This window comes from Streptomyces sp. NPDC096136 (assembly GCF_044763325.1).
Lineage (GTDB): Bacteria > Actinomycetota > Actinomycetes > Streptomycetales > Streptomycetaceae > Streptomyces.
Window position 1 is genome coordinate 65357 of record NZ_JBIWFZ010000020.1, and the last position, 21861, is coordinate 87217.

The 21861-nt window shown below is 73.3% G+C and carries 22 protein-coding genes and 1 pseudogene; 9 read left to right on the forward strand and 14 right to left on the reverse strand.

Annotated features, from left to right (window positions below):
* Nucleotides 1–120: 120 nt before the first annotated feature.
* The 3 genes and pseudogenes from ACIRBY_RS30705 to ACIRBY_RS30715 form a co-directional block, all read right to left on the reverse strand.
* On the reverse strand, nucleotides 121–1272 hold the full coding sequence (locus ACIRBY_RS30705) for an ROK family transcriptional regulator (protein ID WP_403906672.1): 1152 nt from the start codon (nucleotides 1270–1272) through the stop codon (nucleotides 121–123).
* 76 nt (nucleotides 1273–1348) lie between these two features.
* Nucleotides 1349–1999, reverse strand: a complete 651-nt coding sequence (locus ACIRBY_RS30710) for a response regulator (RefSeq protein ID WP_403906675.1) — start codon at nucleotides 1997–1999, stop codon at nucleotides 1349–1351.
* A 4-nt stretch (nucleotides 2000–2003) separates the two neighbouring features.
* Nucleotides 2004–3187, reverse strand: a pseudogene (locus ACIRBY_RS30715) (sensor histidine kinase).
* Between the two features lie 107 nt (nucleotides 3188–3294).
* Here ACIRBY_RS30715 and ACIRBY_RS30720 point away from each other — a divergent pair.
* Genes ACIRBY_RS30720 through ACIRBY_RS30730 form a run of 3 tightly spaced genes read left to right on the forward strand, consistent with a single transcriptional unit; the run spans nucleotide 3295 to nucleotide 5460 of the window.
* Nucleotides 3295–4206 carry an ABC transporter ATP-binding protein gene (locus tag ACIRBY_RS30720; RefSeq protein ID WP_403906678.1) on the forward strand — a complete coding sequence of 304 codons (912 nt, stop codon included), beginning with the start codon at nucleotides 3295–3297 and terminating at the stop codon, nucleotides 4204–4206.
* Nucleotides 4207–4232: 26 nt separating this feature from the next.
* Nucleotides 4233–4982 carry an ABC transporter permease gene (locus ACIRBY_RS30725; protein WP_403906681.1) on the forward strand — a complete coding sequence of 250 codons (750 nt, stop codon included), beginning with the start codon at nucleotides 4233–4235 and terminating at the stop codon, nucleotides 4980–4982.
* Between the two features lie 40 nt (nucleotides 4983–5022).
* A complete protein-coding gene (locus ACIRBY_RS30730; protein WP_403906684.1) occupies nucleotides 5023–5460 on the forward strand; it encodes a hypothetical protein in 438 nt (145 codons plus the stop codon).
* Here ACIRBY_RS30730 and mug read toward each other — a convergent pair.
* The 5 genes from mug to ACIRBY_RS30755 form a co-directional block, all read right to left on the reverse strand.
* Nucleotides 5457–5996 (reverse strand): G/U mismatch-specific DNA glycosylase, encoded by a 540-nt coding sequence (mug, locus tag ACIRBY_RS30735; RefSeq protein ID WP_403906866.1) that lies wholly within the window; start codon nucleotides 5994–5996, stop codon nucleotides 5457–5459. The two genes, ACIRBY_RS30730 and mug, sit on opposite strands and share 4 nt — an antisense overlap.
* On the reverse strand, nucleotides 5993–7426 hold the full coding sequence (gene purB / locus ACIRBY_RS30740; protein ID WP_389615260.1) for an adenylosuccinate lyase: 1434 nt from the start codon (nucleotides 7424–7426) through the stop codon (nucleotides 5993–5995). The genes mug and purB overlap by 4 nt, the downstream gene beginning before the upstream one ends.
* A 71-nt stretch (nucleotides 7427–7497) precedes the next feature.
* Nucleotides 7498–8280: an SGNH/GDSL hydrolase family protein gene (locus ACIRBY_RS30745; RefSeq protein ID WP_403906686.1), complete on the reverse strand. Its 783-nt coding sequence runs from the start codon at nucleotides 8278–8280 to the stop codon at nucleotides 7498–7500.
* A gap of 79 nt (nucleotides 8281–8359) precedes the next feature.
* Nucleotides 8360–9379: a hemolysin family protein gene (locus ACIRBY_RS30750; RefSeq protein ID WP_403906689.1), complete on the reverse strand. Its 1020-nt coding sequence runs from the start codon at nucleotides 9377–9379 to the stop codon at nucleotides 8360–8362.
* A complete protein-coding gene (locus ACIRBY_RS30755) occupies nucleotides 9376–10716 on the reverse strand; it encodes a hemolysin family protein (RefSeq protein WP_403906692.1) in 1341 nt (446 codons plus the stop codon). Before ACIRBY_RS30755 ends, ACIRBY_RS30750 begins: the two co-directional genes overlap by 4 nt.
* 636 nt (nucleotides 10717–11352) lie before the next feature.
* Between ACIRBY_RS30755 and ACIRBY_RS30760 the strand changes: the two genes are divergently transcribed.
* Entirely contained in the window at nucleotides 11353–11829 is a 477-nt protein-coding gene (locus ACIRBY_RS30760; protein ID WP_403906694.1) for a ricin-type beta-trefoil lectin domain protein, read from the forward strand.
* Between the two features lie 55 nt (nucleotides 11830–11884).
* On the opposite strand, the gene ACIRBY_RS30765 is transcribed toward ACIRBY_RS30760, so the two are convergent.
* The 4 genes from ACIRBY_RS30765 to bioB all read right to left on the reverse strand — a co-directional run bounded on the left by ACIRBY_RS30765 (nucleotide 11885) and on the right by bioB (nucleotide 16081).
* Nucleotides 11885–12544 (reverse strand): class I SAM-dependent methyltransferase, encoded by a 660-nt coding sequence (locus ACIRBY_RS30765; protein WP_403906696.1) that lies wholly within the window; start codon nucleotides 12542–12544, stop codon nucleotides 11885–11887.
* Nucleotides 12545–12767: 223 nt separating this feature from the next.
* A complete protein-coding gene (gene bioD, locus ACIRBY_RS30770) occupies nucleotides 12768–13487 on the reverse strand; it encodes a dethiobiotin synthase (RefSeq protein WP_403906699.1) in 720 nt (239 codons plus the stop codon).
* A gap of 1 nt (nucleotide 13488) precedes the next feature.
* Entirely contained in the window at nucleotides 13489–14823 is a 1335-nt protein-coding gene (locus tag ACIRBY_RS30775; RefSeq protein WP_403906701.1) for an adenosylmethionine--8-amino-7-oxononanoate transaminase, read from the reverse strand.
* Nucleotides 14816–16081: a biotin synthase BioB gene (gene bioB / locus ACIRBY_RS30780; protein WP_403906704.1), complete on the reverse strand. Its 1266-nt coding sequence runs from the start codon at nucleotides 16079–16081 to the stop codon at nucleotides 14816–14818. The genes ACIRBY_RS30775 and bioB overlap by 8 nt, the downstream gene beginning before the upstream one ends.
* 180 nt (nucleotides 16082–16261) lie before the next feature.
* Between bioB and ACIRBY_RS30785 the strand changes: the two genes are divergently transcribed.
* On the forward strand, nucleotides 16262–17443 hold the full coding sequence (locus tag ACIRBY_RS30785; RefSeq protein WP_403906706.1) for an 8-amino-7-oxononanoate synthase: 1182 nt from the start codon (nucleotides 16262–16264) through the stop codon (nucleotides 17441–17443).
* A 4-nt stretch (nucleotides 17444–17447) separates the two neighbouring features.
* Here the strand turns inward: ACIRBY_RS30785 and ACIRBY_RS30790 are convergent, their stop codons facing one another.
* Together ACIRBY_RS30790 and ACIRBY_RS30795 are read right to left on the reverse strand one after the other, a co-directional pair.
* Nucleotides 17448–17669, reverse strand: coding sequence for a DUF397 domain-containing protein (locus ACIRBY_RS30790; protein WP_403906709.1), 222 nt, complete (start codon nucleotides 17667–17669; stop codon nucleotides 17448–17450).
* Between the two features lie 12 nt (nucleotides 17670–17681).
* Nucleotides 17682–18566: a helix-turn-helix transcriptional regulator gene (locus ACIRBY_RS30795; protein WP_366454242.1), complete on the reverse strand. Its 885-nt coding sequence runs from the start codon at nucleotides 18564–18566 to the stop codon at nucleotides 17682–17684.
* Nucleotides 18567–18763: 197 nt separating this feature from the next.
* On the opposite strand from ACIRBY_RS30795, the gene ACIRBY_RS30800 reads away from it, so the two are divergent.
* The 4 genes from ACIRBY_RS30800 to ACIRBY_RS30815 all read left to right on the forward strand — a co-directional run bounded on the left by ACIRBY_RS30800 (nucleotide 18764) and on the right by ACIRBY_RS30815 (nucleotide 21858).
* Nucleotides 18764–19213 (forward strand): ATP-binding protein, encoded by a 450-nt coding sequence (locus ACIRBY_RS30800; protein WP_403906711.1) that lies wholly within the window; start codon nucleotides 18764–18766, stop codon nucleotides 19211–19213.
* A 302-nt stretch (nucleotides 19214–19515) separates the two neighbouring features.
* The gene (locus ACIRBY_RS30805; RefSeq protein WP_403906714.1) at nucleotides 19516–19818 is read left to right on the forward strand and encodes an urease subunit gamma; all 303 of its coding nucleotides are present in this window, start codon (nucleotides 19516–19518) and stop codon (nucleotides 19816–19818) included.
* A gap of 14 nt (nucleotides 19819–19832) precedes the next feature.
* The gene (locus tag ACIRBY_RS30810; protein WP_042809350.1) at nucleotides 19833–20144 is read left to right on the forward strand and encodes an urease subunit beta; all 312 of its coding nucleotides are present in this window, start codon (nucleotides 19833–19835) and stop codon (nucleotides 20142–20144) included.
* The gene (locus ACIRBY_RS30815; protein ID WP_403906716.1) at nucleotides 20137–21858 is read left to right on the forward strand and encodes an urease subunit alpha; all 1722 of its coding nucleotides are present in this window, start codon (nucleotides 20137–20139) and stop codon (nucleotides 21856–21858) included. The genes ACIRBY_RS30810 and ACIRBY_RS30815 overlap by 8 nt, the downstream gene beginning before the upstream one ends.
* Nucleotides 21859–21861: the final 3 nt, after the last annotated feature.

The window sequence follows — 21861 nt, forward strand, 5'->3', positions numbered from 1 at the left end:
CCGGCCCGCGTCCGAAGCGGAACGGAGCCGGGCGGGGCCGGCTCGACCGCTCCGCGCAGCGGCACGGCCGCCCGGCCCCGTCTCCGCGTCCGTGCTTCCGTTCGTGTCGATCCGACGGGGTCACCGGGCGGTGACGGTCTTCTCCACCGCGAACAGCTCCTCTTCCACGTGGTCCAGGGCGAGCCGCAACGCCCCCGTGGCCACGGCGGCCTCCCCCAGCAGGGACAGCGCCACCCTGGGCGGCCGCAGGCAGTACCGCTCCAGCTCCCGCCGCAGCGGTTCGAGCACCCCGTCCAGGCCGGCCGCCCACCCGCCGACCACGACCAGCTCCGGATCCATCGCCAGCACCAGCGCCGCCACGTCGTGCACCAGCCGTTGGAGGAACCGCTCGACGGCGGCCACCGCCCGCTCGTCGCCCCGCCTGGCCATCGCGAACACCTCGGCGACCGCCGGCTCGTCCAGCGGGTGCAGCGGTTCGCCCGTCGTCGACAGCAGCCGTTCCGGGGTGGCCTCCCGGCCCAGCAGGTGCAGCGCGCCGATCTCGCCCGCCGCGCCGCCGAAGCCGCGGTGCAGCCGGCCGCCGATCAGGGAGCCCGCACCCGGGCTGAGGCCGGCCATCACGAACACCATGTCGTCGGTGTCCCGCGCCGCACCCTTCCAGTGCTCGGCCACGGCCGCCGCGTTGGCGTCGTTCTCCACCCGGACCGGGCAGCGGAACGAGCGCCGCAGCCGCTCCCCGAGGGGCAGCCCGGTCCAGCCGGGCAGGGCCGTCCCGAGGCGGACCGTTCCGTCGGCCTCCACGATGCCGGGACTGCCGACCCCGACCGCCCGCAGCGAGTCGCGCGGGATACCGGCCCGGCGCAGCAGATCGGCCACCGCCGCCCTGACGCGCTCCAGCCGCTCGTCGGCCGACGCGGTCTCGGCCACGTCCTTCGTCCCGGCCCCGATCACCCGGCCGTCCAGCCCGGACAGCAGCACCGCGATCCGGTGCGAGCCGATCTCGACGCCGAGCAGATGGCCGGCCTCGGCCCGGAAGCGGAACCGCCGCGCCGGCCGGCCCTGCCGCCGCGCACCCTCCTCCGCGTCGGCCTCGACCACCAGGCCCGCGCCCATCAGGCCCTCCACGACCCCCTCGACCGTCGGCCGGGAGAGCCCGGTCACCCGGGTGAGGTCGGTGAGCGTCGGCGACTCGGCCGCGCGCAACGCGCGCAGCACCACGGCCGAATTGATCCGCCTGAGCAGAGAGGGATCCCCGCCGGTCAGCTGCCCCAACGTGTGTCCTCCCAGCTAGCGGCCCTGTCAGCCGGATCGTACTGCGCCTCCGGCGCGGCGGCGAGAAGCAGTCCCCTCAGCCCGGCGAGACGAACCCGGACTCGTACGCGGTGATCACCGCCTGGGTCCGGTCACGCGCCCCCAGCTTGCCCAGGATCGCGCTGACGTGCGACTTGACCGTCTCCGTGCCGACGATCAGCTCCCGGGCGATCTCCACGTTGGTCAGCCCGCGCGCCATGAGCCGCAGCACCGCCTCCTCCCGCTCGGTCAGCGCGGCACGCTCCAGGACGGCGCGCGCCTGCCGGTTCCCGTACTCGGCGGCGAGGGACCGCACGGCGGAGGGGAACAGCAGCGTCTCCCCCTCAGCCACCAGCCGCACCGCGTGCACGATCTCCGCGGGCCGGGCCCGCTTCAGCAGGAACCCGTCCGCCCCGGCGCGCAGCGCCTGGTAGACGTACTCGTCGTTCTCGAAGGTCGTGACCACGATGATCTTCGGCGGCGAGTCCACCGACCGCAGGACGGCCCGGGTCGCCTCGATGCCGTCGAGCAGCGGCATCCGCACGTCCATCGCCACCACGTCCGGCCGGAGTCGGCGGACCAGGGGGATGACGGAGGCTCCGTCGGCGGCCTCACCCACCACCTCGATGTCGGGCTGGGAGTCCAGGACCGCGCGCAGACCCGCGCGCACCAGGGGCTCGTCGTCGACGAGCAGTACGGTAACCGGCATCCGGTCAGCGTATTCGCTCCAGCGGAAGCCGCGCGCGCACCCGCCAACCACCCTCGTGGGGACCGGTTTCGGCCTCGCCGCCGAGCAGTGAGGCCCGCTCCCGCATCCCTCGCAGGCCGCTTCCCGCACCCGTGCTGACCGAGGGGCGCTCCGGCAGCGGGTTCGTGATCTCCAGCTCCAGCCGGCCGTCGGCCATTCCGATCCGCACGCGCACCGGGACGGGACCGCAGTGCCGCAGCACGTTCGTGAGCGCCTCCTGCAGGATCCGGTACCCCTCCCGGGTGACGGGCCGGGCAACTTCTCCAACGGGCCGCTCAGTTCGGCGTCCACCGCGGCCCCGGAGGCGCGGGCCGACTCCAGCAGCCGGTCCGCCTCCGCCAGGGTCGGCCGCTGCGAGGCCGGCTGCGCCGACTCCCGCAGCACCAGCAGCACCCGCTCCAGGTCCTCCAGCGCGGCCCGGCCCGTCTGCTCGATCGCGTCGAGGGCGCGGGCCGTGAACTCCGGGTCGCCGGCGGCCCGTGCGGCCCCGGCCTGGACCACCGCCACCGTCAGCGCGTGGCCGATCGAGTCGTGCAGCTCCCGCGCGATCCGGGTCCGCTCCAACAGCTGCTCCGTGCGCGCCTCCAGCGCGGTGAGCCGCTCGGCCGCCGACGGCCCCAGCAGCCGCCCGGCCACCAGGGTGATCAGCTCGCCGAGCAGGACCACGACCGCCATGAGCAGGACCAGCGGCAGGGGCGCCAGCAGTACCGCGAGCCACGGGGGGAGCGCGGACGGCAGCAGCCAGTGCAGGTCCTCGTTCGGTCCGAATCCGAAGGCGAACCCGATGAGGTCGATGGTGGTGACGGGCAGCCAGACCGAGACGAAGATGGCGACCGAGGCGAAGAGCATCCTGGTCTCCAGCCACAGCAGCGTCCGCCAGCGGTCGCCCCAGCGCGCGGACGGCTCCGTGCTGATCGTGCCGTCGGCACCGTCCTGCTCGTACGGGGCGAGCAGGAACTGGGCCTGGAGCCCCTCCGCCGTCCGGACCCAGGGGACGAAACCGAACGGCACGACGATCAGCAGCGGCATCCACGGCATATCGGGCGCTATGAACAGCCATATGGCCAGCAGCAGCACGGGTACGCACAGGTGCAACCAGCGCGAGTAGGTCACCGGTCGGAGCGGAGCGCGCAGGAGTCGTCGGTACATGCCCTCATGGTCGCAGCGCCCGATCACCGGGCGTCTCCCCCGTACGGGGGAGACGGGACCCCCGCACGGGGGAGGGAGGGGGAGCGGCCGGCGAGGAGTCTTGAGCCATGAACAGCATCGAGTTCCGAGAACTGACCAAGGCATACGGTCCTTCCCCGGCGGTGGACCACCTCACCTTCGACGTCGTACCCGGACGGGTCACCGGCTTCCTCGGACCCAACGGCGCCGGGAAGTCGACCACCATGCGCCTGCTGCTCGGCCTGGACCGCCCGACCTCGGGCACGGCCACCATCGGCGGAGAGCGCTACCGGGACCTCCGGGACCCGCTGCGCCGGGTCGGGGCACTCCTCGACGCCCAGGCGGCGCACGGAGGACGGACCGCGCGGGACCACCTGCGCATGCTGGCGGCGGCCGCCCGTCTCCCGGCGAGCCGGGTGGGGGCGGTGATGGAGCAGGCCGGAATCGCCTCGGTGGCCGGCCGGCGGATCAAGTCCTTCTCCCTCGGCATGCGCCAGCGCCTGGGCATCGCCTCCGCCCTGCTGGGCGATCCGGAGGTCCTGCTCCTCGACGAGCCCACCAACGGCCTCGACCCCGAGGGGATCGTCTGGATCCGCGAGCTGCTGCGCGAGATGGCCGACGACGGCCGCACGGTCCTGGTCTCCAGCCACCTGATGTCGGAGACCGCGGCCTTCGCCGACCACCTCGTCGTCCTCGGGCGCGGCCGGCTGCTGGCCGACACCTCGATGGAGGAGTTCATCGACGCCCGCAGCACCCCGCGGGTGCGGTTGCGCACCTCCGAGCCGGCCCGGCTCCGGGAGGCCCTGTCCCGGGAGGGGTTCGAGCTGGCCGGCGCCGAAGGCGGGCGCTGGACGGTCGAGGGCATACAGGCCGAGCGGCTCGGCCGGCTCGCGGCCGGGGAGGGCATACCCGTGCTGGAACTCGCCGACGAGCGGGCCTCGCTGGAGCAGGCCTACCTCGATCTGACCGCCGAACACGCCCAGTTCGCCGCCACCCACTGACCCCTCGCCCCGAAGGAGGCACCGCCATGAGCACCGCTCTGCCCACCCGCCCCGTCCTGTACTCGGAATGGATCAAGATACGGTCCCTGCGCGGCAGCTTCGCGGCGCTGATCACGATCCCGGCCCTCTCGGCCGGCATCCAGGCGCTGGCCGCCGCCACGACCGGCGAGGCCGACGGAAGCGTGCTGGGGGACGACCCCCTCTTCGCTTCCTTCTACGGCATCGTCTGGGGCCAGGTCGCCGCCATGGCCTTCGGCACGACCGCCCTGTCGGCCGAGTTCCACAACGGCGCCCTGCGCACCTCCCTGGCGGCGGTGCCGAGCCGCACCCGCTTCTACCTGTCGAAGACGGCGGTGATCGGCGGACTCGCCCTCCTCGTGGGCCAGGTCACCGGCCTCCTCACCTTCCTCGCCGGCCAGGCCTTCATGGGCTCGAACGCCCTCCACCTCGGTGATCCCGGAACCTTCCGCGCGATCGTCGGCAGCGGCCTCTACCTCACCCTGATCACCCTGTTCGCGGCCGGACTGACCGCCCTGCTCCGCAGCGGAGCGCTCGTGCTGAGCCTGCTCATACCCTTCGTGCTGATGGTGTCCTTCGTCGTCGGCGCGGCCACCGGCGGCGTGGCCGAGTTCCTGCCGGACCGGGCCGGTCAGCTGGTGATGCACAGCGCCGCGGACGGGCGGCTCGGGCCGTGGAGCGGACTGGGCGTCCTGGCCGTGTGGGCCGGCGCCGCCCTGGCCGGCGGCTGGCTGGCGGTGCGCCGCAGGGCGGCCTGACACGAAGCCAGTTGTCAGTGCCCGCCGCGATACTGACGCCATGACCACGGCAGAGCACCTCGACACGATCGACCGGCTCCGGGCCACGGCCTTCGCGACCGCGCCGGAGGGGGCCCCGGGGCAGGGCGGCGGCCCGGGGCATCTCCTGGTCACGCTCAGCCGGACCCGGGATTTCTGGGACGACGACGGGTCCGGCCGGGAGGAGGCCGCCGATCAGATCGACGCCGAGTACGGGGCACTGGTCCAGGCCCTGACCGACCGGTGGGGCGAGCCGCACGTCTTCGCCGTGGGCTCCCTGCTGGACCGGGGGTTCGCGGGGGAGGAGATACCGGAGCCCTGGGACGAGGTCTGCAACACCACCGACCACGTGCACCTGTGGCGGGTCGGGGAGCGGTGGCTGGTGGTGTACGTCGCCCAGTGGGACAAGGAGTTCCCCTACCTGCTCATGGCGGGGACCACCGTGGTCGACCCGCCCTAGGAGCCCTGCGAGGCCTCGCGGAGGCGGGCGAACTCCTCGGCCATGGACGCGGCGGTCCAGTGGGCGTTGAGCCCGCTCGGGTTGGGCAGGGCCCACACACGGGTGGTGCCGATGCTCCGCTCCTGGGGGCCGATGACGGCCTTCGGCTCGCCGAAGGCGGTGCGGTAGGCGGTGATCCCCACCACGGCCAGCCACTGGGGGCGCAACCGTTCCACCTTCGCCGTCAGGATTCGCCCGCCCTCGCGGAACTCCTCGGCGCTCAGCTCGTCGGCGCGGGCGGTGGCCCGGGCGACGACGTTGGTGATGCCGAGCCCGTAGGAGAGCAGCTCCCGCTGTTCGGCGGGGGCCAGCAGGCGGGGGGTGAAGCCCGACAGGTGCAGGACCGGCCAGAAGCGGTTGCCGGGGCGGGCGAAGTGGTGGCCCGTCGCGGCGGACAGGAGGCCCGGGTTGATCCCGCAGAACAGCACACGCAGACCGCCCGCGACCACGTCCGGGAGGACGCGGTCGCGGGCGGCTTCGAGCTCTTCGGGGGTCAGAGGATCGACCCGGGGGCGTAGCCGGCGGCCTCCGGGTGCTCCTTGGCGATGGCCTCGATACGGGAGACCACGCTCGCGACCTGGTCGCCCGCGGCGCCCGTGAAGGACAGCTTGTCGGCCATCAGGGCGTCCAGCTGCGCGCGGTCCAGCGGCATCCGGTCGTCGGCCGCGAGCTTGTCGAGGAGCTCGTTGCGCTCGGCGCCCTGCTCGCGCATGGCCAGGGCGGAGGCGACGGCGTGCTCCTTGATGACCTCGTGCGCGGCCTCGCGGCCCACGCCGGCCCGCACCGCGCCCATCAGGACCTTGGTGGTCGCGAGGAACGGCAGGTAGCGGTCCAGCTCGCGGGCCACGACGGCCGGGAAGGCGCCGAACTCGTCGAGGACCGTCAGGAAGGTCTCCAGCAGGCCGTCGAAGGCGAAGAAGGCGTCCGGCAGGGCCACCCGGCGGACCACGGAGCAGGAGACGTCGCCCTCGTTCCACTGGTCGCCGGCCAGCTCGCCCGTCATCGAGGCGTAGCCGCGCAGGATGACCATCAGGCCGTTGACGCGCTCGCAGGAGCGGGTGTTCATCTTGTGCGGCATCGCGGAGGAGCCGACCTGGCCGGGCTTGAAGCCCTCGGTGACCAGCTCGTGGCCGGCCATCAGGCGGATGGTCTTCGCGATCGACGACGGGGCGGCGGCCAGCTGCACCAGGGCGGTGACCACGTCGTAGTCGAGGGAGCGGGGGTAGACCTGGCCGACCGAGGTGAAGGCCTGGGAGAAGCCGAGGTGGGCGGCGATCCGCTGCTCCAGGTCGGCCAGCTTGGCGGCGTCCCCGCCCAGCAGGTCGAGCATGTCCTGGGCGGTGCCGACCGGGCCCTTGATCCCGCGCAGCGGGTAGCGCTCCAGCAGGTTCTCCAGGCGGTCGTAGGCGACCAGCAGCTCGTCGGCGGCGGTCGCGAAGCGCTTGCCCAGGGTGGTCGCCTGCGCGGCGACGTTGTGGGAGCGGCCGGCCATGACCAGCTCGGCGTGCTCGCCGGCGAGCTTGCCGAGGCGGGCCAGCACGGCGACCGTGCGGTCGCGGGCCAGCTCCAGCGAGAGCCGGATCTGCAGCTGCTCGACGTTCTCGGTGAGGTCGCGGGAGGTCATGCCCTTGTGGACGTGCTCGTGGCCGGCGAGGGCGTTGAACTCCTCGATCCGGGCCTTCACGTCGTGCCGGGTGACCTTCTCGCGCTCGGCGATGGAGGCGAGGTCGACGGTCTCCAGGACGCGCTCGTAGTCGGCGAGGGCGGCGTCCGGGACCTCGATGCCGAGGTCCTTCTGGGCGCGCAGGACGGCGAGCCACAGCCGCCGCTCCAGCGTCACCTTGTACTCGGGGGACCACAGGACGGCGAGCTCCGCGGAGGCGTAGCGGCCGGCCAGGACATTGGGGATGCGGGGCTTGGCTGTCACGTGTAGGGATTCTACTGGGGCCGGAGCTGTGCGTTTACGCAGGTGGGGGCACCACCTGCAATTGTGGCTTGCTACAAGAGGGGCGGGGTTGCGTATGGCAGAAGCTCCGGCCGCTTCGGGGGGCGACCGTCGCCCGAGGAGCGGCCCGTGAGCCGGCGGCCGATCCAGGGCAGCAGGTGCCGCTGCGCGAAGCGCAGGTCCTCGGTGCGCCGCACGCCCCACCCCGGGGCGGAGGCCGGCGGCAGGGAGGCCGCCCAGTCGTCCTCGGCGGGCAGGCCCAGGGCCTGCCAGACGGCTTCGGCCACCCGCCGGTGCCCCTCGGCCGTCAGGTGCAGCCGGTCGGCGTCCCACAGGCGCGGGTCCCCGAGCACCGGGGCCCCGTACAGGTCCACCAGCAGTGCGCCGTGGCGTGCGGCGAGCTCCTCCAGGATGCCGAAGAGCTCCTCCATGCGCGGCCGGAAGCGCTCCATCACCGGACCCTGCCGGCCCGGCGAGCGCATCAGGACCAGACGCCCGCAGGAGGGGGCCAGCAGCTCCACCGCGGCCTCCAGGTGGCCCCGGACGCGTCCCATGTCCACCCTGGGGCGCAGCGCGTCGTTCAGCCCGCCCACCAGGGTCACCACGTCCGCGCGCATCGCGGCCGCGGCCGGTGCCTGGTCCTCGGCGATCTGTCCGATCAGCTTCCCGCGCACTGCGAGGTTCGCGTAGCGGAAGTCCGGCTCGCGCGCCGCCAGCCGGGCGGCGAGGAGGTCGGCCCAGCCCCGGTAGGAGCCGTCCGGGAGCAGGTCGGACATCCCCTCGGTGAAGGAGTCGCCGACCGCGACGAAACTGGTGTAAGACGCATTCATCCCCATGGCGCAGCGATGCTACCGCGCGGTATCCCGGCCCCGCAGGGCCGGGGCCACCGCCACCGGGTGCCACCGGGCGGACGGGCTACGCCGAGGCCGGCCTGCCGAAGAGCTCGCGCAGGACGTCCTCCATCGTCACCAGCCCCGTCATGGCCCCGTCGGCGCCGAGGACGGCCGCCAGGTGCGTACGGCTGGCCCGCATGGCGGTCAGCACGTCGTCCAGCGGGGTCTCCGCCCGTACCTGTGCGATGGGGCGCAGCTCCGACACCGGGAAGGGCTCGTCCCGCTCCAACGCGTCCAGGGCGTCCTTGACGTGCAGGTAGCCGAGGATCCGCCGCTGCCCGTCGACCACGGGGAAGCGGGAGTAGCCCGACTCGGCGGACAGCCGCTCCAGCGCGGCGGCGGTGATGCCCTGCCGGGCCGTGACCACCCGGTCCACGGACATCACCACGTCCGCGACGGGCCGCCGCCCCAGCTCCAGGGCGTCGTGCAGCCGCTCGCTCGCCCGGTCGTCGATCAGCCCGGCGTCGCTGGAGTCCTTGACCATCCTGGCCAGCTCGTCGTCCGAGAAGGTGGCCGCGACCTCGTCCTTCGTGTCCACTCGCAGCAGTTTCAGCAGGGCGTTGGCGAAGGCGTTGATCGCGAAGATCACCGGCTTGAGCGCATGGGTCATCGCCACCAGCGGCGGACCCAGCAGCAGCGCCGTGCGCACCGGCTCGGCCAGCGCCACGTTCTTGGGCACCATCTCGCCGAACAGCATGTGCAGGTAGGTGGCCAGCGCCAGCGCGATCACGAAGGAGATCGCGTGCGTCACCCCGGAGGGCACCCCGATGGCGTCGAGGAGCGGGCTCAGCAGGTGCGCGATGGCCGGCTCGGCGACCACGCCCAGCACCAGGGTGCACAGGGTGATGCCCAGCTGGGCCGCCGCCATTAGGGCGGACACGTGCTCCAGGCCCCACACGACCGCACGGGCCCGGCGGTCGCCCTGCTCGGCGTACGGTTCGATCTGGCTGCGCCGGACCGAGATCAGCGCGAACTCCGCGCCGACGAAGAAGGCGTTGACGACCAGGGTCGCCAGGCCGATCAGCAGCTGGATCGCGGTCATCGGTCCCCCTCCGGGCCCGTGTCGCCGGGCACCTCGGTCGGCATGTGCAGCAGCACGCGCGCGGCGCGCCGGCCGCTCGCGTCGACCACGTCCAGACGCCAGCCGTCCAGCTCCAGCCGGTCCCCGACGGCCGGGATCCGGCCCAGCTCGGCGGCTATCAGCCCGGCCAGGGTCTCGTACGGGCCCTCCGGGACGCGCAGTCCGATCCGGCGGAGCTGGTCGGTGCGCGCGGCGCCGTCGGCGGAGTACAGGGTCCGGCCGTGCTCGTCCGTGCCGGCCGGTGCCAGGTCTGCGGTCTCGTGCGGGTCGTGCTCGTCGCGGACCTCGCCGACGACCTCCTCGACGATGTCCTCGAGGGTGGCCACGCCGGCCGTGCCGCCGTACTCGTCGATCACCACGGCCATCGTCTGCTTCCCGGACAGCCGGTCCAGCAGCCGGTCGACGGTCAGCGACTCCGGTACGAGGAGGGGCTCGCGCAGCAGCTGCGACACCGGGTGGCCGCGGCGTTCCTCGGCGGGCAGGGCCAGGACGTCCTTGATGTGGACGGTCCCGACGACCGTGTCGAGGCTGCCCCGGTAGACGGGGAAGCGCGACAGGCCCGTGGCCATCGTCGCGTTGGCCACGTCCTCGGCGGTGGTCTGCACGTCGAGGGCCGTGACCTGCACGCGCGGGGTCATCACGTTCTCCGCGGTGAGGTCGGCCAGGTTCAGGGTCCGCACGAACAGCTCCGCCGTGTCCTTCTCCAGCGCGCCCGCCCTGGCGGAGTGCCGGGCGAGCGCCACCAGCTCCTCGGGGCTGCGCGCGGAGGCCAGCTCCTCGGCGGGTTCCAGCCCGAACCGGCGGACGAGGTGGTTGGCGGTGCTGTTGAGGTGGCTGATCAGCGGCCTGAAGGTACGGCTGAAGACCCGCTGCATCGTCGCCACGCGCTTGGCGACGGCCAGGGGGGAGGAGATCGCCCAGTTCTTGGGGACCAGCTCGCCGACCACCATCAGCACCACGGTGGACAAGGCCGTGCCGAGCACCAGGGCGGTGGAGGAGGCGGCCGCCGCGGACAGGCCGATGGCCTCGAGGGGGCCCGAGATCAGGGCGGCGATCGACGGCTTGGAGATCATGCCGATGACCAGGCCGGTCACGGTGATGCCGAGCTGCGCGCCGGAGAGCTGGAAGGTCAGGCTGCGGACGGCGGCCAGGGCGCTGTCCGCGCCGCGCTCGCCGCGCTCCACGGCCCGCTCGAGCTCACTGCGCTCGACGGTGGTCAGCGAGAACTCGGCGGCGACGAAGACCCCGCAGGCAAGGCAGAGCAGCAGCGCCACGACGAGCAGGAGCACTTCGGTCATCGGTCGATCACCTCCGTCCCATGATCGGCCAGGACGGGGGGTGCCGCGCGGTGTCGCGCGCGGGGATGCCGGGGACCGGGAGGCTCGCCCATGGGCGGACGCTCACACCTTTCGGGTCGGGAGGGATCGGGGGGGCTTCCGAGGGGCCCGGGAGGACCCCCGAGTACAGGGTAAAGGAAAGGCAAAGGTGACCTGGGGTCGCCGTCGAGGGTGCGGGCGTCACCGGCGGCCCGGCCGGGGCCGGGCAGGGCATTTCCGGTCACGGGCCGCAGTGCCGAAGCGTTTGTTCCGAGGATATTGGCTCGATATCGCCCACCCGGGAGAGGCGGGGTATGTGAATCCCTATATACGGAACGTTTCGGCGGGTTGGGCGTGACCGGTCGCGTGCGTGACGAAAAGGAATTCATTCCGGCCCGGCGTTGGGGTGTGCTCGTGGCAATGCGCTGGTGGGGGGCATGATCGGTGATCATCGGATGATCCGTGGACTGCGCGCTTCGGGTGAACGGGCGGGCGGATTTCATGGACCGGTCGGCGATTGCTGATATCAATTTCCCTGCGCTCGGATCCGCGCCGAATACACCTCATTCCGGTCGTGCGCCCATCGCGCCGGCCTGCATCGAGAATGGAATCCGCATCATGGCAACCGCCTTCCGCAAGACCATCGCCCTCGCCGCGCTGGCACTGGCCGCCTCCCTCCTGCCGGCCGGCGGGGCGGGGGCGGCGAGCACCGCGCAGCAGGCCGCCGTCCCCGGCCGCTACTGCCTCGCCAACGCCTGGGGCACCCCGAACGTCTCCTCGAAGCCGTGCGACGCGGCCGACCAGGGCCAGCACTGGACCGTTTCGGGCAACCAGATCGCCCTCACCAACGCGCGCGGCTACTGTCTGGCCAACGCCTGGGGCACCGCGCAGGTCACCACGAAGCCGTGCAACCCCAACGACCAGGGGCAGTACTGGAACGTCTCCGGTCAGCAGATCGCCCTGACCTTCGCCCCGGCCTACTGCTTCGCCAACGCCTGGGGCACCCCGAACGTCTCCACCAAGCCGTGCGACTCCGCGGACCAGGGCCAGAAGTGGGTCGTCTTCAACGACCAGATCAGCCTGGCGGCCGCCTGATCCCACCCCCTCGTCCCGGGGAGGCGCGCCGCACGCCTCCCCGGGGCACCACCCGCTAGTCGTGGGAGCGGCGGGCCGAGCCGATGACGCAGTACGAGGTGGGGAGCGACGGGCCGCGTTCGGGCAGGCGGAAGGAGCGGTGGGAGACGATCCGGAAGCCGGCCGCCTCGATCGAGGCGAGCGGGTCGCGGGCGGTGTGGCAGCCGCCGAACAGGCGCGGCCAGACCGTCCGGTCGAGTGCCCGCTGGACCGAGGCCATCCCCGGACCGGGGGCGATCCCGTGCTCCAGGAACCGCAGCTCGGCGCCCGGACGCAGCACCCGGTGCAGCTCGCCGAGGGCGCGCGGCAGGTTCCGCACGGTGCACAGCACCAGCGAGGCGACGGCGGCGTCGAAGGCCTCGCTCTTGACCGGCAGGGCCTCGGCGACACCCGGTACGAGGTCCACCGGCACCTCGGCACGCAGGGCGGCGGCCGCCGCGAGCCGGCGCAGGGTGCGCTCCGGTTCGACGGCGACGACCTCGGAGACGGAGCGCGGATAGTGCGCGAAGTTCAGGCCGTTGCCGGCTCCGATCTCGATGACGCGGCCCGACACCCCCCGCAGGAGATCCTCGCGCAGCGCCCCGATCCCGGCACGGGTCTCGGCGGCGGCGCTGGCGCGGGCGTAGAACCGGGCGAAGCAGGGGTGGTGGACGGGATCGGGCACATGGGTGGGCATGGGGCGGCCTCCGGGCGCGGGTCGGGGGCTGACACGCGGGCACACGGGATCGCCTGTGCCCACCGGGGCCTGTTCCCCGCCCCGCCCCGCCGCGAAACCGGTCCGGTACCGAACCGGCCCCGCGGTCCCCGGATCAGGCCCCCCGGGCGGCCCGTCCCCGGGGCAGGACCCCCCCGGGCGGCCCGTCTTCGGGTCAGAACCCCCCGGGTGGCCCGTCTCCGGGTCAGGCCGGCCAGGCGGCCAGGAAGGATTGCGCCGACCACGTGCCGTCCAGCCGCGGGGCCAGCCAGCCCGGGGCGGCCTCGCGGAAGGCGGGCGGCGGCAGGGTGCCGGAGCCCTCGGGGACGGCGCCCAGCAGCGGGAGGCCCGAGGCCTTCGGAAGATCGGCCAGGTTGCAGCGGGAGGCCAGGTCGGGGGAGGCCGGCCAGCTGCCCACCACCACGCCCAGCCCGCGCAGCCCCCGCGCGGTCAGGGCCTCGGCCGTCAGGGCCGTGGAGTTGAGGGTGCCCAGCCCCGCCGGGGCCACCACCAGCACCGGAGCCGCCAGCAGCCGCGCGGCGTCGGCCAGGGTGTGGCCCTCCTCGTCGAAGCGGACCAGCAGCCCGCCCGCGCCCTCCACCAGCACCAGGTCGTGCGTCCCCGCCAGGGCCTCGGCCGCCTCGGCGATCCGCGCCGGGGCGAGCGTCGCCAGCCCGGAGCGCCGCGCGGCGGTGTCCGGGGCCAGCGGCTCGGGGTAGCGGGCCAGTTCCCGCGCGGTCACGGACGGACCGGCCAGGCGCACGGCCTCGGCCGCGTCCCCCGGCTCGGCCGGTCCCACGCCGGTCTGCGCGGGCTTGAGCACCGCCACCGACCGGCCGGCGGCCACGGCCGCCGCCGCGATGGCCGAGGTGACCACCGTCTTGCCGATTTCCGTGCCCGTACCGGACACGACGATCACGGACATCTCAGCCCTCCCGGGCCGCGGCGACGGCCGCGCGGCAGATACGGGCGACGTCGGCGTCGCCGGTCACGAACGGCGGCATGGTGTAGATCAGGTCGCGGAACGGGCGCAGCCACACGCCCTCCCGGACCGAGGCCCGGGTGGCGGCCCAGACGTCGACCGGGTGGTCCAGCTGGATCACGCCGATCGCGCCCAGCACCCGTACGTCCTTGACCCCCGGCTGCCCGGAGGCCTCCGCCAGGCCCTCCCGCAGGCCCGCCCCGATCCGCCCGACCTCGCCCGCCCAGTCCTGGCCGAGCAGCAGGTCGACGGAGGCCAGGGCCACGGCCGTGGCGAGGGGGTTGCCCATGAAGGTCGGCCCGTGCGCGAGCACCGGGACCTCGCCCTGCGAGATCCCCTCGGCGACCCGCTCCGTGCACAGGGTGGCGGCGAGCGTGAGGTAGCCGCCGGTCAGGGACTTGCCGAGGCACATCACGTCCGGGGTCACGCCCGCGTGGTCGGCCGCGAACAGCGCACCCGTACGGCCGAAGCCCGTAGCGATCTCGTCCAGGACCAGCAGGACCCCGTACTCGTCGCACAGCTCGCGCAGCACCCGCAGGTAGCCCGGGTTGTGGAAGCGCATCCCGCCCGCGCCCTGCACCACCGGCTCGACGATCACCGCGGCCAGCTCGTCCGCGTGCGCGGCGACCAGCGCGCGCAGGTGCGCGGTGTACGCCGGGTCCACGGGGGTGTCGAAGTCCCCGGGCGGAGCGTCCGCGAAGACCTGCTGGGGCAGGTGGCCCTGCCACAGCTCGTGCATGCCGCCCTCGGGGTCGCAGACGGCCATCGGCTGCCAGGTGTCCCCGTGGTAGCCGCCGCGCCAGGTCAGCAGCCGGGTCTTGCCGGTCCGGCCCAGCGAACGCCAGTACTGCAGGCACATCTTGACGGCGACCTCGACGGACACCGACCCGGAGTCGGCGAGGAAGACGTGCTCCAGCCCGGGCGGGGTGATCTCGACGAGCCGGGCGGCCAGCCGGACGGCGGGCTCGTGGGTGAGCCCGCCGAACATGACGTGCGACATCCGGCCCAGCTGGGCGGAGGCCGCCTCGTTCAGCACCGGGTGGTTGTAGCCGTGGATGGCCGACCACCAGGAGGACATGCCGTCGACCAGCTCCTCCCGCCCCTGTGCCGGGGCGGCGAGGCGCAGCCGGACCCCCGAGGCGGAGGAGACCACGAGGGTCTCCTGCCGCCCGGGCATCGGGCCGTACGGGTGCCAGACGTGCTGCCGGTCCAGGGCCAGCAGGCCGGCCGTGGCGGAAGCGGGGTCGAGCGGGTCGTGCAGGGGGTACGGGTCACGCATTGGGGGCGAGGTCCGTCCCCGCTCCGCGGCGGCGCACCGCCACCAGGTCCGGCCGCACCTCGCCCGGCTCGGCCTGCGCCGGCGCCTCGGCCCGCGCCTCGGCCGGAGCCCCGGCGGTGTGCCCGGCGCAGCCGCCGCAGGCCGAACCGCAGCCGGGGGCCTCCGCGTCGGCCGCCGGCCCGCAGCCGCCGGAGCCCGCCGCGGAGCCGCACACGCCGCCCGCGTGGGCCGCGGCAGCGGCCGCGGCGGCGTCCGCGCGGTGCGCGGGCAGGGTCGTGGTGCCGGCGCCCTCCACCTCGAAGCCGGCGTCCGCGATCATGTCGAGGTCGGCCTGGCCGGCCTGGCCCTCACTGGTGAGGTAGTCGCCGAGGAAGATGGAGTTGGCGATGTTCAGCGCGAGCGGCTGCATCGAGCGCAGGTGCACCTCGCGGCCGCCGGCGATGCGGACCTCCACGTCGGGGCAGACGAACCGGACCATCGCCAGGATCCGCAGGCAGCGCTGGGGGGTGAGGTTCCACTCCTTGGCCAGCGGGGTGCCCTCGAAGGGGATCAGGAAGTTGACCGGGACGGAGTCCGAGTCCAGCTCGCGCAGCGAGTAGACGACGTCGACCAGGTCCTCGTCGCTCTCGCCCATGCCGGCGATCAGGCCGGAGCAGGCCGACAGGCCCGCCGCGTGCGCCTTCTGCACGGTGTCGACGCGGTCGGCGTAGGTGTGCGTCTTGGTGATCTGCCCGTACGTGGCCTCGGAGGTGTTGAGGTTGTGGTTGTAGGCATCCGCACCCGCGTCGCGCAGCTTCTCGGCCTGGCCGTCGGAGAGCAGGCCCAGGCAGGCGCAGACCTCCACGCCCTCGTTCTGCTCCTTGATGGCGGCGATCGTCTCGCCGACGCGGGCCACGTCGCGGTCGGTCGGGCCGCGCCCGCTCGCCACGAGGCAGACCCGCTTGGCGCCGCCGGCGACGCCGGCCGCGGCGGCCTGGGAGGCCTCGTCCGGCTTCAGCCAGGTGTACTTGAGGATCTCGGCCTTCGACCCCAGGCGCTGGGAGCAGTACGAGCAGTCCTCGGGGCAGAGCCCCGACTTCAGGTTGACCAGGTAGTTCAGCTTGACGCGACGCCCGAACCACTGGCGGCGCACCTTGCCGGCAGCGGCCACCACGTCGAGCAGTTCGTCGTCGGAGGTCGCCAGAACGGCGAGCGCCTCCTCGCGGGTCGGCAGCTCGCGCCGCAGTCCCTTTTCCACCAGGGTGTTCAGCAGGTCCATGCGCCCGATCCTGTCCCACGCGACCACTCCCGGCCAAGGAGAGAACGGACAACATGGCCGGAAGGGAGTGTGTGGATCGCCACACCGGCCCCTGGGGTCACGGGCGGATAGGGTCGAGCAGATCTGTCGACTGCCGACAAATCGCGAGACACATCGCGAGACGCGACGCGAGGACCGCCGATGACCCAGCCCACCCCGCAGCCCGAGGACGTCTTCGCCTGGATCGACGGCGCGGAGCGCCGGCGCGAGGAGGCGGGACTGGTGCGGGCCCTGCGCCCGCGCCCCGCGGACTCGCCCCTCCTGGACCTCGCGAGCAACGACTACCTCGGCCTCTCGCGGCACCCCGAGACCGTGCGCGGCGCCTGTGCGGCGGCCGAGCGCTGGGGTGCGGGGGCCACCGGATCGCGCCTGGTCACGGGGACGACCGAGCTGCACACCGAACTGGAGCGGGAGTTGGCCGCTTTCGCCGGTTTCGAGGCGGCCCTGGTCCTTTCGTCCGGATATGCCGCGAACCTTGCCGCGGTGACCGCGCTGAGCGGCCGGGGCGCCCTGGTGGTCTCCGACGCCGGGAACCACGCCTCGATCGTCGACGGCTGCCGGCTCTCGCGGGCGGAGGTGGAGGTGACCCCGCACGGGGACGCGGAACAGGTCCGCAAGGTCCTCGCCGGGCACGGCGGCCGCGCCCTGCTGGTGACCGACTCGGTGTTCTCGGTCGACGGGGACGCCGCCCCGCTCGCCGCGTACGCAGCGGCCTGCCGGGAGGCGGGCGCCGCCCTGCTCGTGGACGACGCGCACGGGCTCGGGGTCCTCGGCGAGGGGGGCCGCGGCGCCCTGCGCGCCGCCGGGCTCGCGGGCGCGCCCGGCGTGGTCGCGACGATGACCCTGTCCAAGTCGCTGGGCAGCCAGGGCGGAGCGGTCCTGGGGCCGGCCAAGGTGATCCGGCACCTGGTCAACACCGCCCGCGCCTTCATCTTCGACACCGGGCTGGCCCCGGCCGCCGCGGGCGCGGCGCTGGCGGGCCTGCGCCTGCTGGGGCGGGAGCCGCAGCGCGCGGCCCGGGTCCGGGAGGTGGCCGCCGAGCTGTACGGGCGGCTCACCGCGTCCGGCCTGACCGCGGCCAGGCCGGACGCGGCCGTGGTGTCGGTGCGGGCCCCGTCGGCCGCGGCGGCACTGCGCTGGGCCGCCGACTGCCGCGAGGAGGGACTGTCCGTGGGGTGCTTCCGTCCGCCGTCGGTGCCGGACGGCATCTCCCGGCTGCGGCTGACGGCCCGGGCGGATCTCACGGGGGAGGAGATCGGCCGCGCCGTCGACACGGTCCTGCGGACCGCTCCGGCCGGGGCCACGGACCCGGTTCAGCGGTAGGACGTCACACGCGCACGTCCGTCCGTACGGAGGCGAGGAAGCCGTCCCAGGCCGGCCCGGTGAAGAGCACGGCCGGGCCGTTCGTCCGCTTGGAGTCGCGGACGGCCAGCAGTCCGCCGCTCAGGGCGGCCGCCTCCACGCAGTTGTTCATTCCGGTGCTGCGGCTGCTCCGCCGCCACCGCGCGCTGTTCAGAAGTCCGCCGGTGGATAAGGGGGTTGCGGACACGGGGGTGCCTCCTTACGCGTCGTCAGCGAGTGAGCTGATGAGATCCGACGAGTCACGGGGCGGGAGGGCGTGCGCCTGGATGGTGCGGAACGCGGCGCTGTACGCCTCTAGGTCTTCCTTCCGCTCCAGATAGAGGCTACTCGTCAAATGGTCGAGCACCACCACATCCAGATCGGCGATGTTCGGAAATGAGAAAATGACGAACGGTCCGGTCAGGCCGAGATGGCCCCCCACGGTGAACGGCAGCACCTGGAGGTGCACTTGGGGCAGGCGTGCCACCTCCGCGAGGTGCCGCAGCTGCTCCCGCATCACCCCCGGCCCGCCGATCTGCCGGCGCAGCACCGCCTCGTCGAGCACGGCGCTCAGCTCCAGCGGGGGATCCGCCCGCAGCACCGCCTGCCGGGCCAGCCGTACGTCGACCAGCGCGTCCACCTTCGGCTCCGGAAGCCCGCCCAGCGCCGCCCGGGTCACGGCCCGCGCGTACTCCGGGGTCTGCAACAGGCCCGGAACCACCGAGAGTTCCACCGTCCGCGCCGAGCGGGCCCCGGCCTCCAGGCTGATGAAGTCCCGGTACTCCTGCGGGAGCAGGCCCCGGTAGTCGTGCCACCACTGGCGGCCGCGCGCCTCCTCGCCGCCCGCCGCGGGCCCCGCCGCCGAAGCGCCCAGGGCCTCCAGCAGGGCGCGCTGCTGGGGGCTCACCACGTCCCCGTAGGCGTCCAGCAGCAGCCGGATGTCCTGCGTCTTCACGCCACTGCGGCCCGTCTCGATACGGCTGACCTTCGACTGGTGCCATCCCACGATGCGGGCCACCTCGCCGCTCGTGAGCCCGGTGCGGTCGCGCAGTGCGCGCAGTTCCTCGCCGAGCTTGCGCCGGCGCACCGCGGGACCGTGCTGCATACCCGCTCTCCTTCCACCGGCACAGATCGCACCAGTCTGCCGTCCAAATACGCTCTTCCGTAGCAGAGTTCACCGCATTGGGCGACAGATATATGCATATCTTGGGGGAACGCAGGAAACGGCGGGACGATGGATGGCACTCTGGCGCTCAGCGCAGAACCGGGGCGGCTCCGTCCCGGTGGGAAAGGGACGTCGCCATGGCAGATCAGCTGGAAGCATCCGTCACCCTGCCGAGCGACCCGGTCTCGGTGGCCGCCGCCCGCCGCTACGCCGCGCAGGTCCTGAGCGACTGGGGGCTCCCCGAGGACGCCGACACCGCCGACACCGTGCGCCTGGTGGTCTCGGAGCTCGCGACCAACTCGGTCCAGCACACCTTCGGGCAGTCGCCCACCTTCACCGTCGACCTGCGCCTGGAGCGCGAGGAGTGGCTGCGCGTCGGTGTGACCGACAGCCACCCGCGCTGGCCCCGGCGGCTCCCCGCGGCCGTCCAGCAGGACAACGGCCGCGGCATGGTCATCATCCGCTGGCTGGCGGCGGAGGCGGGCGGCCGGCTGTCGGTCAGCCCCACCGAGGACGGCGGCAAGACCGTCTGGATCTCCCTGCCCTGGCCGGCCGGCGCGCCCGCCGGGGCGGCGCGCGGCCGCTGAACCGCAGGGGTGCGGCGGCCGTATACGAAGACGGGGGCGCGGCCCCCGGCGGGATGAACCGGGCGCCTGCCGGAAACATGGGTTAACCCGGCGGAAAAGTACCGCCCCTAGGGTGTGGCCCGCGGGCTTGCGCCAATGGCCTCCCATGGGCCGGTAAAGCGCCGGTGATCGGGACGGAAAGCCTCGCTCTGCGTTGGGCAAGACATGCTTGGCATGGATATGCGCAGGTCAACAAAGTGTTGACGGCCGATACGGTCGCCACGGCGCGATGACGATCATGTCCCGGAAGCTTGGTGATACAGGTGCAGTTGACACCACACGAACAAGAGAGACTGCTGATCCACGTGGCCGCCGACGTGGCCGAGAAGCGCAGGGCGCGCGGGGTCCTGCTCAACCACCCCGAGGCCGTCGCCCTGATCACCTCCCACCTCCTCGAAGGGGCCCGGGACGGCCGGACCGTCGCCGAGCTGATGAAGTCGGGCCGCGAGGTGCTCACCCGGGCGGAGGTCATGGAGGGGATCCCCGAGATGATCCACGACGTCCAGGTCGAGGCGACCTTCCCCGACGGCACGAAGCTCGTCACCGTCCACGACCCGATCATCTGAAGGGCGCGATCCCCATGATCCCCGGCGAAATCGCCTATGGGGACGGTCCCGTGCGCCTCAACGAAGGCCGTCCCGTCACCCGCCTCACCGTGCTCAACGCCGCCGACCGGCCCGTCCAGGTCGGCTCCCACTACCACTTCGCCGAAGCCAACCCCGGCCTCGACTTCGACCGGCGGGCCGCGCACGGCCTGCGCCTGAACATCGCCGCCGGCACCGCCGTCCGCTTCGAGCCGGGCATCCCGGTCGCGGTGGAACTCGTACCGCTCGGCGGACTGCGCACCGTACCCGGGCTGCGCGGGGAGACCGGAGGACCCCTCGATGGCTGAGATCTCGCGCCAGGCCTACGCGGACCTGTTCGGCCCCACCCGGGGCGACCGGATCCGGCTCGCCGACACCGACCTCTTCGTCGAGATCGAGCAGGACCTCAGCGGCGGCCCCGGCCACTCCGGCGACGAGGCCGTCTTCGGCGGCGGCAAGGTCATCCGCGAGTCCATGGGACAGGCCCGTACCACCCGCGCCGAAGGCGCCCCCGACACGGTGATCACCGGCGTGGTCGTCCTCGACCACTGGGGCATCGTCAAGGCCGACGTCGGCATCCGCGACGGCCGCATCTGCGGCATCGGCAAGGCGGGCAACCCCGACACCATGGACGGCGTGGACCCCGCCCTGGTCATCGGGCCCGAGACCGAGATCATCGCGGGCAACGGGAAGATCGTCACGGCCGGCGCCATCGACACCCACATCCACTTCATCGCGCCGACCGTCGTCGACGAGGCCCTGGCCTCGGGCATCACCACCCTCGTCGGCGGCGGCACCGGGCCCGCCGAGGGCTCCAAGGCCACCACCGTCACCCCCGGCCCCTGGCACCTGGCCCGGATGTTCGCCGCGCTGGAGGCCTACCCCGTCAACATCGGCCTGCTCGGCAAGGGCAACACCATGTCCCGCGAGGGCATGTACTCCCAGCTGCGCGGCGGCGCCCTCGGCTTCAAGATCCACGAGGACTGGGGGGCCACCCCCGCCGTCATCGACGCCTGCCTGGGCGTCGCCGACGAGACCGGCACCCAGGTCGCCATCCACACGGACACCCTCAACGAGGCCGGGTTCGTGGGCGACACCCTCGCGGCCATCGCCGGGCGGACCATCCACTCGTACCACACCGAGGGCGCGGGCGGCGGCCACGCCCCGGACATCATCACCGTGGTCTCCGAGCCCAACATCCTGCCCAGCTCCACCAACCCGACGCGGCCGCACACCGTCAACACCGTCGAGGAGCACCTCGACATGCTGATGGTCTGCCACCACCTCAACCCGGCCGTCCCCGAGGACCTCGCCTTCGCCGAGTCCCGGATCCGGCCCTCCACCATCGCCGCGGAGGACGTCCTCCACGACCTCGGCGCCATCTCCATCATCTCCTCCGACTCCCAGGCCATGGGCCGGGTCGGCGAGGTCGTGATGCGCACCTGGCAGACCGCCCACGTGATGAAGAAGCGGCGCGGCTTCCTCCCCGGTGACGGCCCCGCCGACAACCACCGGGCCCGCCGCTACGTCGCCAAGTACACGATCAACCCCGCCGTGGCCCAGGGCCTCGCCCGCGAGATCGGCTCGGTCGAGGTCGGCAAGCTCGCCGACCTGGTGCTGTGGAACCCGGCCTTCTTCGGCGTCAAGCCCGAGGTCGTCGTCAAGGGCGGCCAGATCGCGTACGCGCAGATGGGCGACGCCAACGCCTCCATCCCCACCCCCCAGCCCGTCCTGCCCCGGCCCATGTACGGAGCCGTCGGACGCGCACCCGGCCTGAACTCGCTCAACTTCACCTCACAGGCCGCCCTCGACGACCACCTGCCCGAACGGCTTGGCCTCGCCAAGCAGTTCACGGCCATCGAGAGCACCCGCAAGACGAGCAAGACGGACATGCGCAACAACGACGCCATGCCGAGGGTCGAGGTCGACGCCGACACCTTCACGGTCAGCATCGACGGCGAGGTCGTGGAACCGGCCCCCGCCGCGGAGCTGCCCATGGCACAGCGCTACTTCCTCTTCTGACGA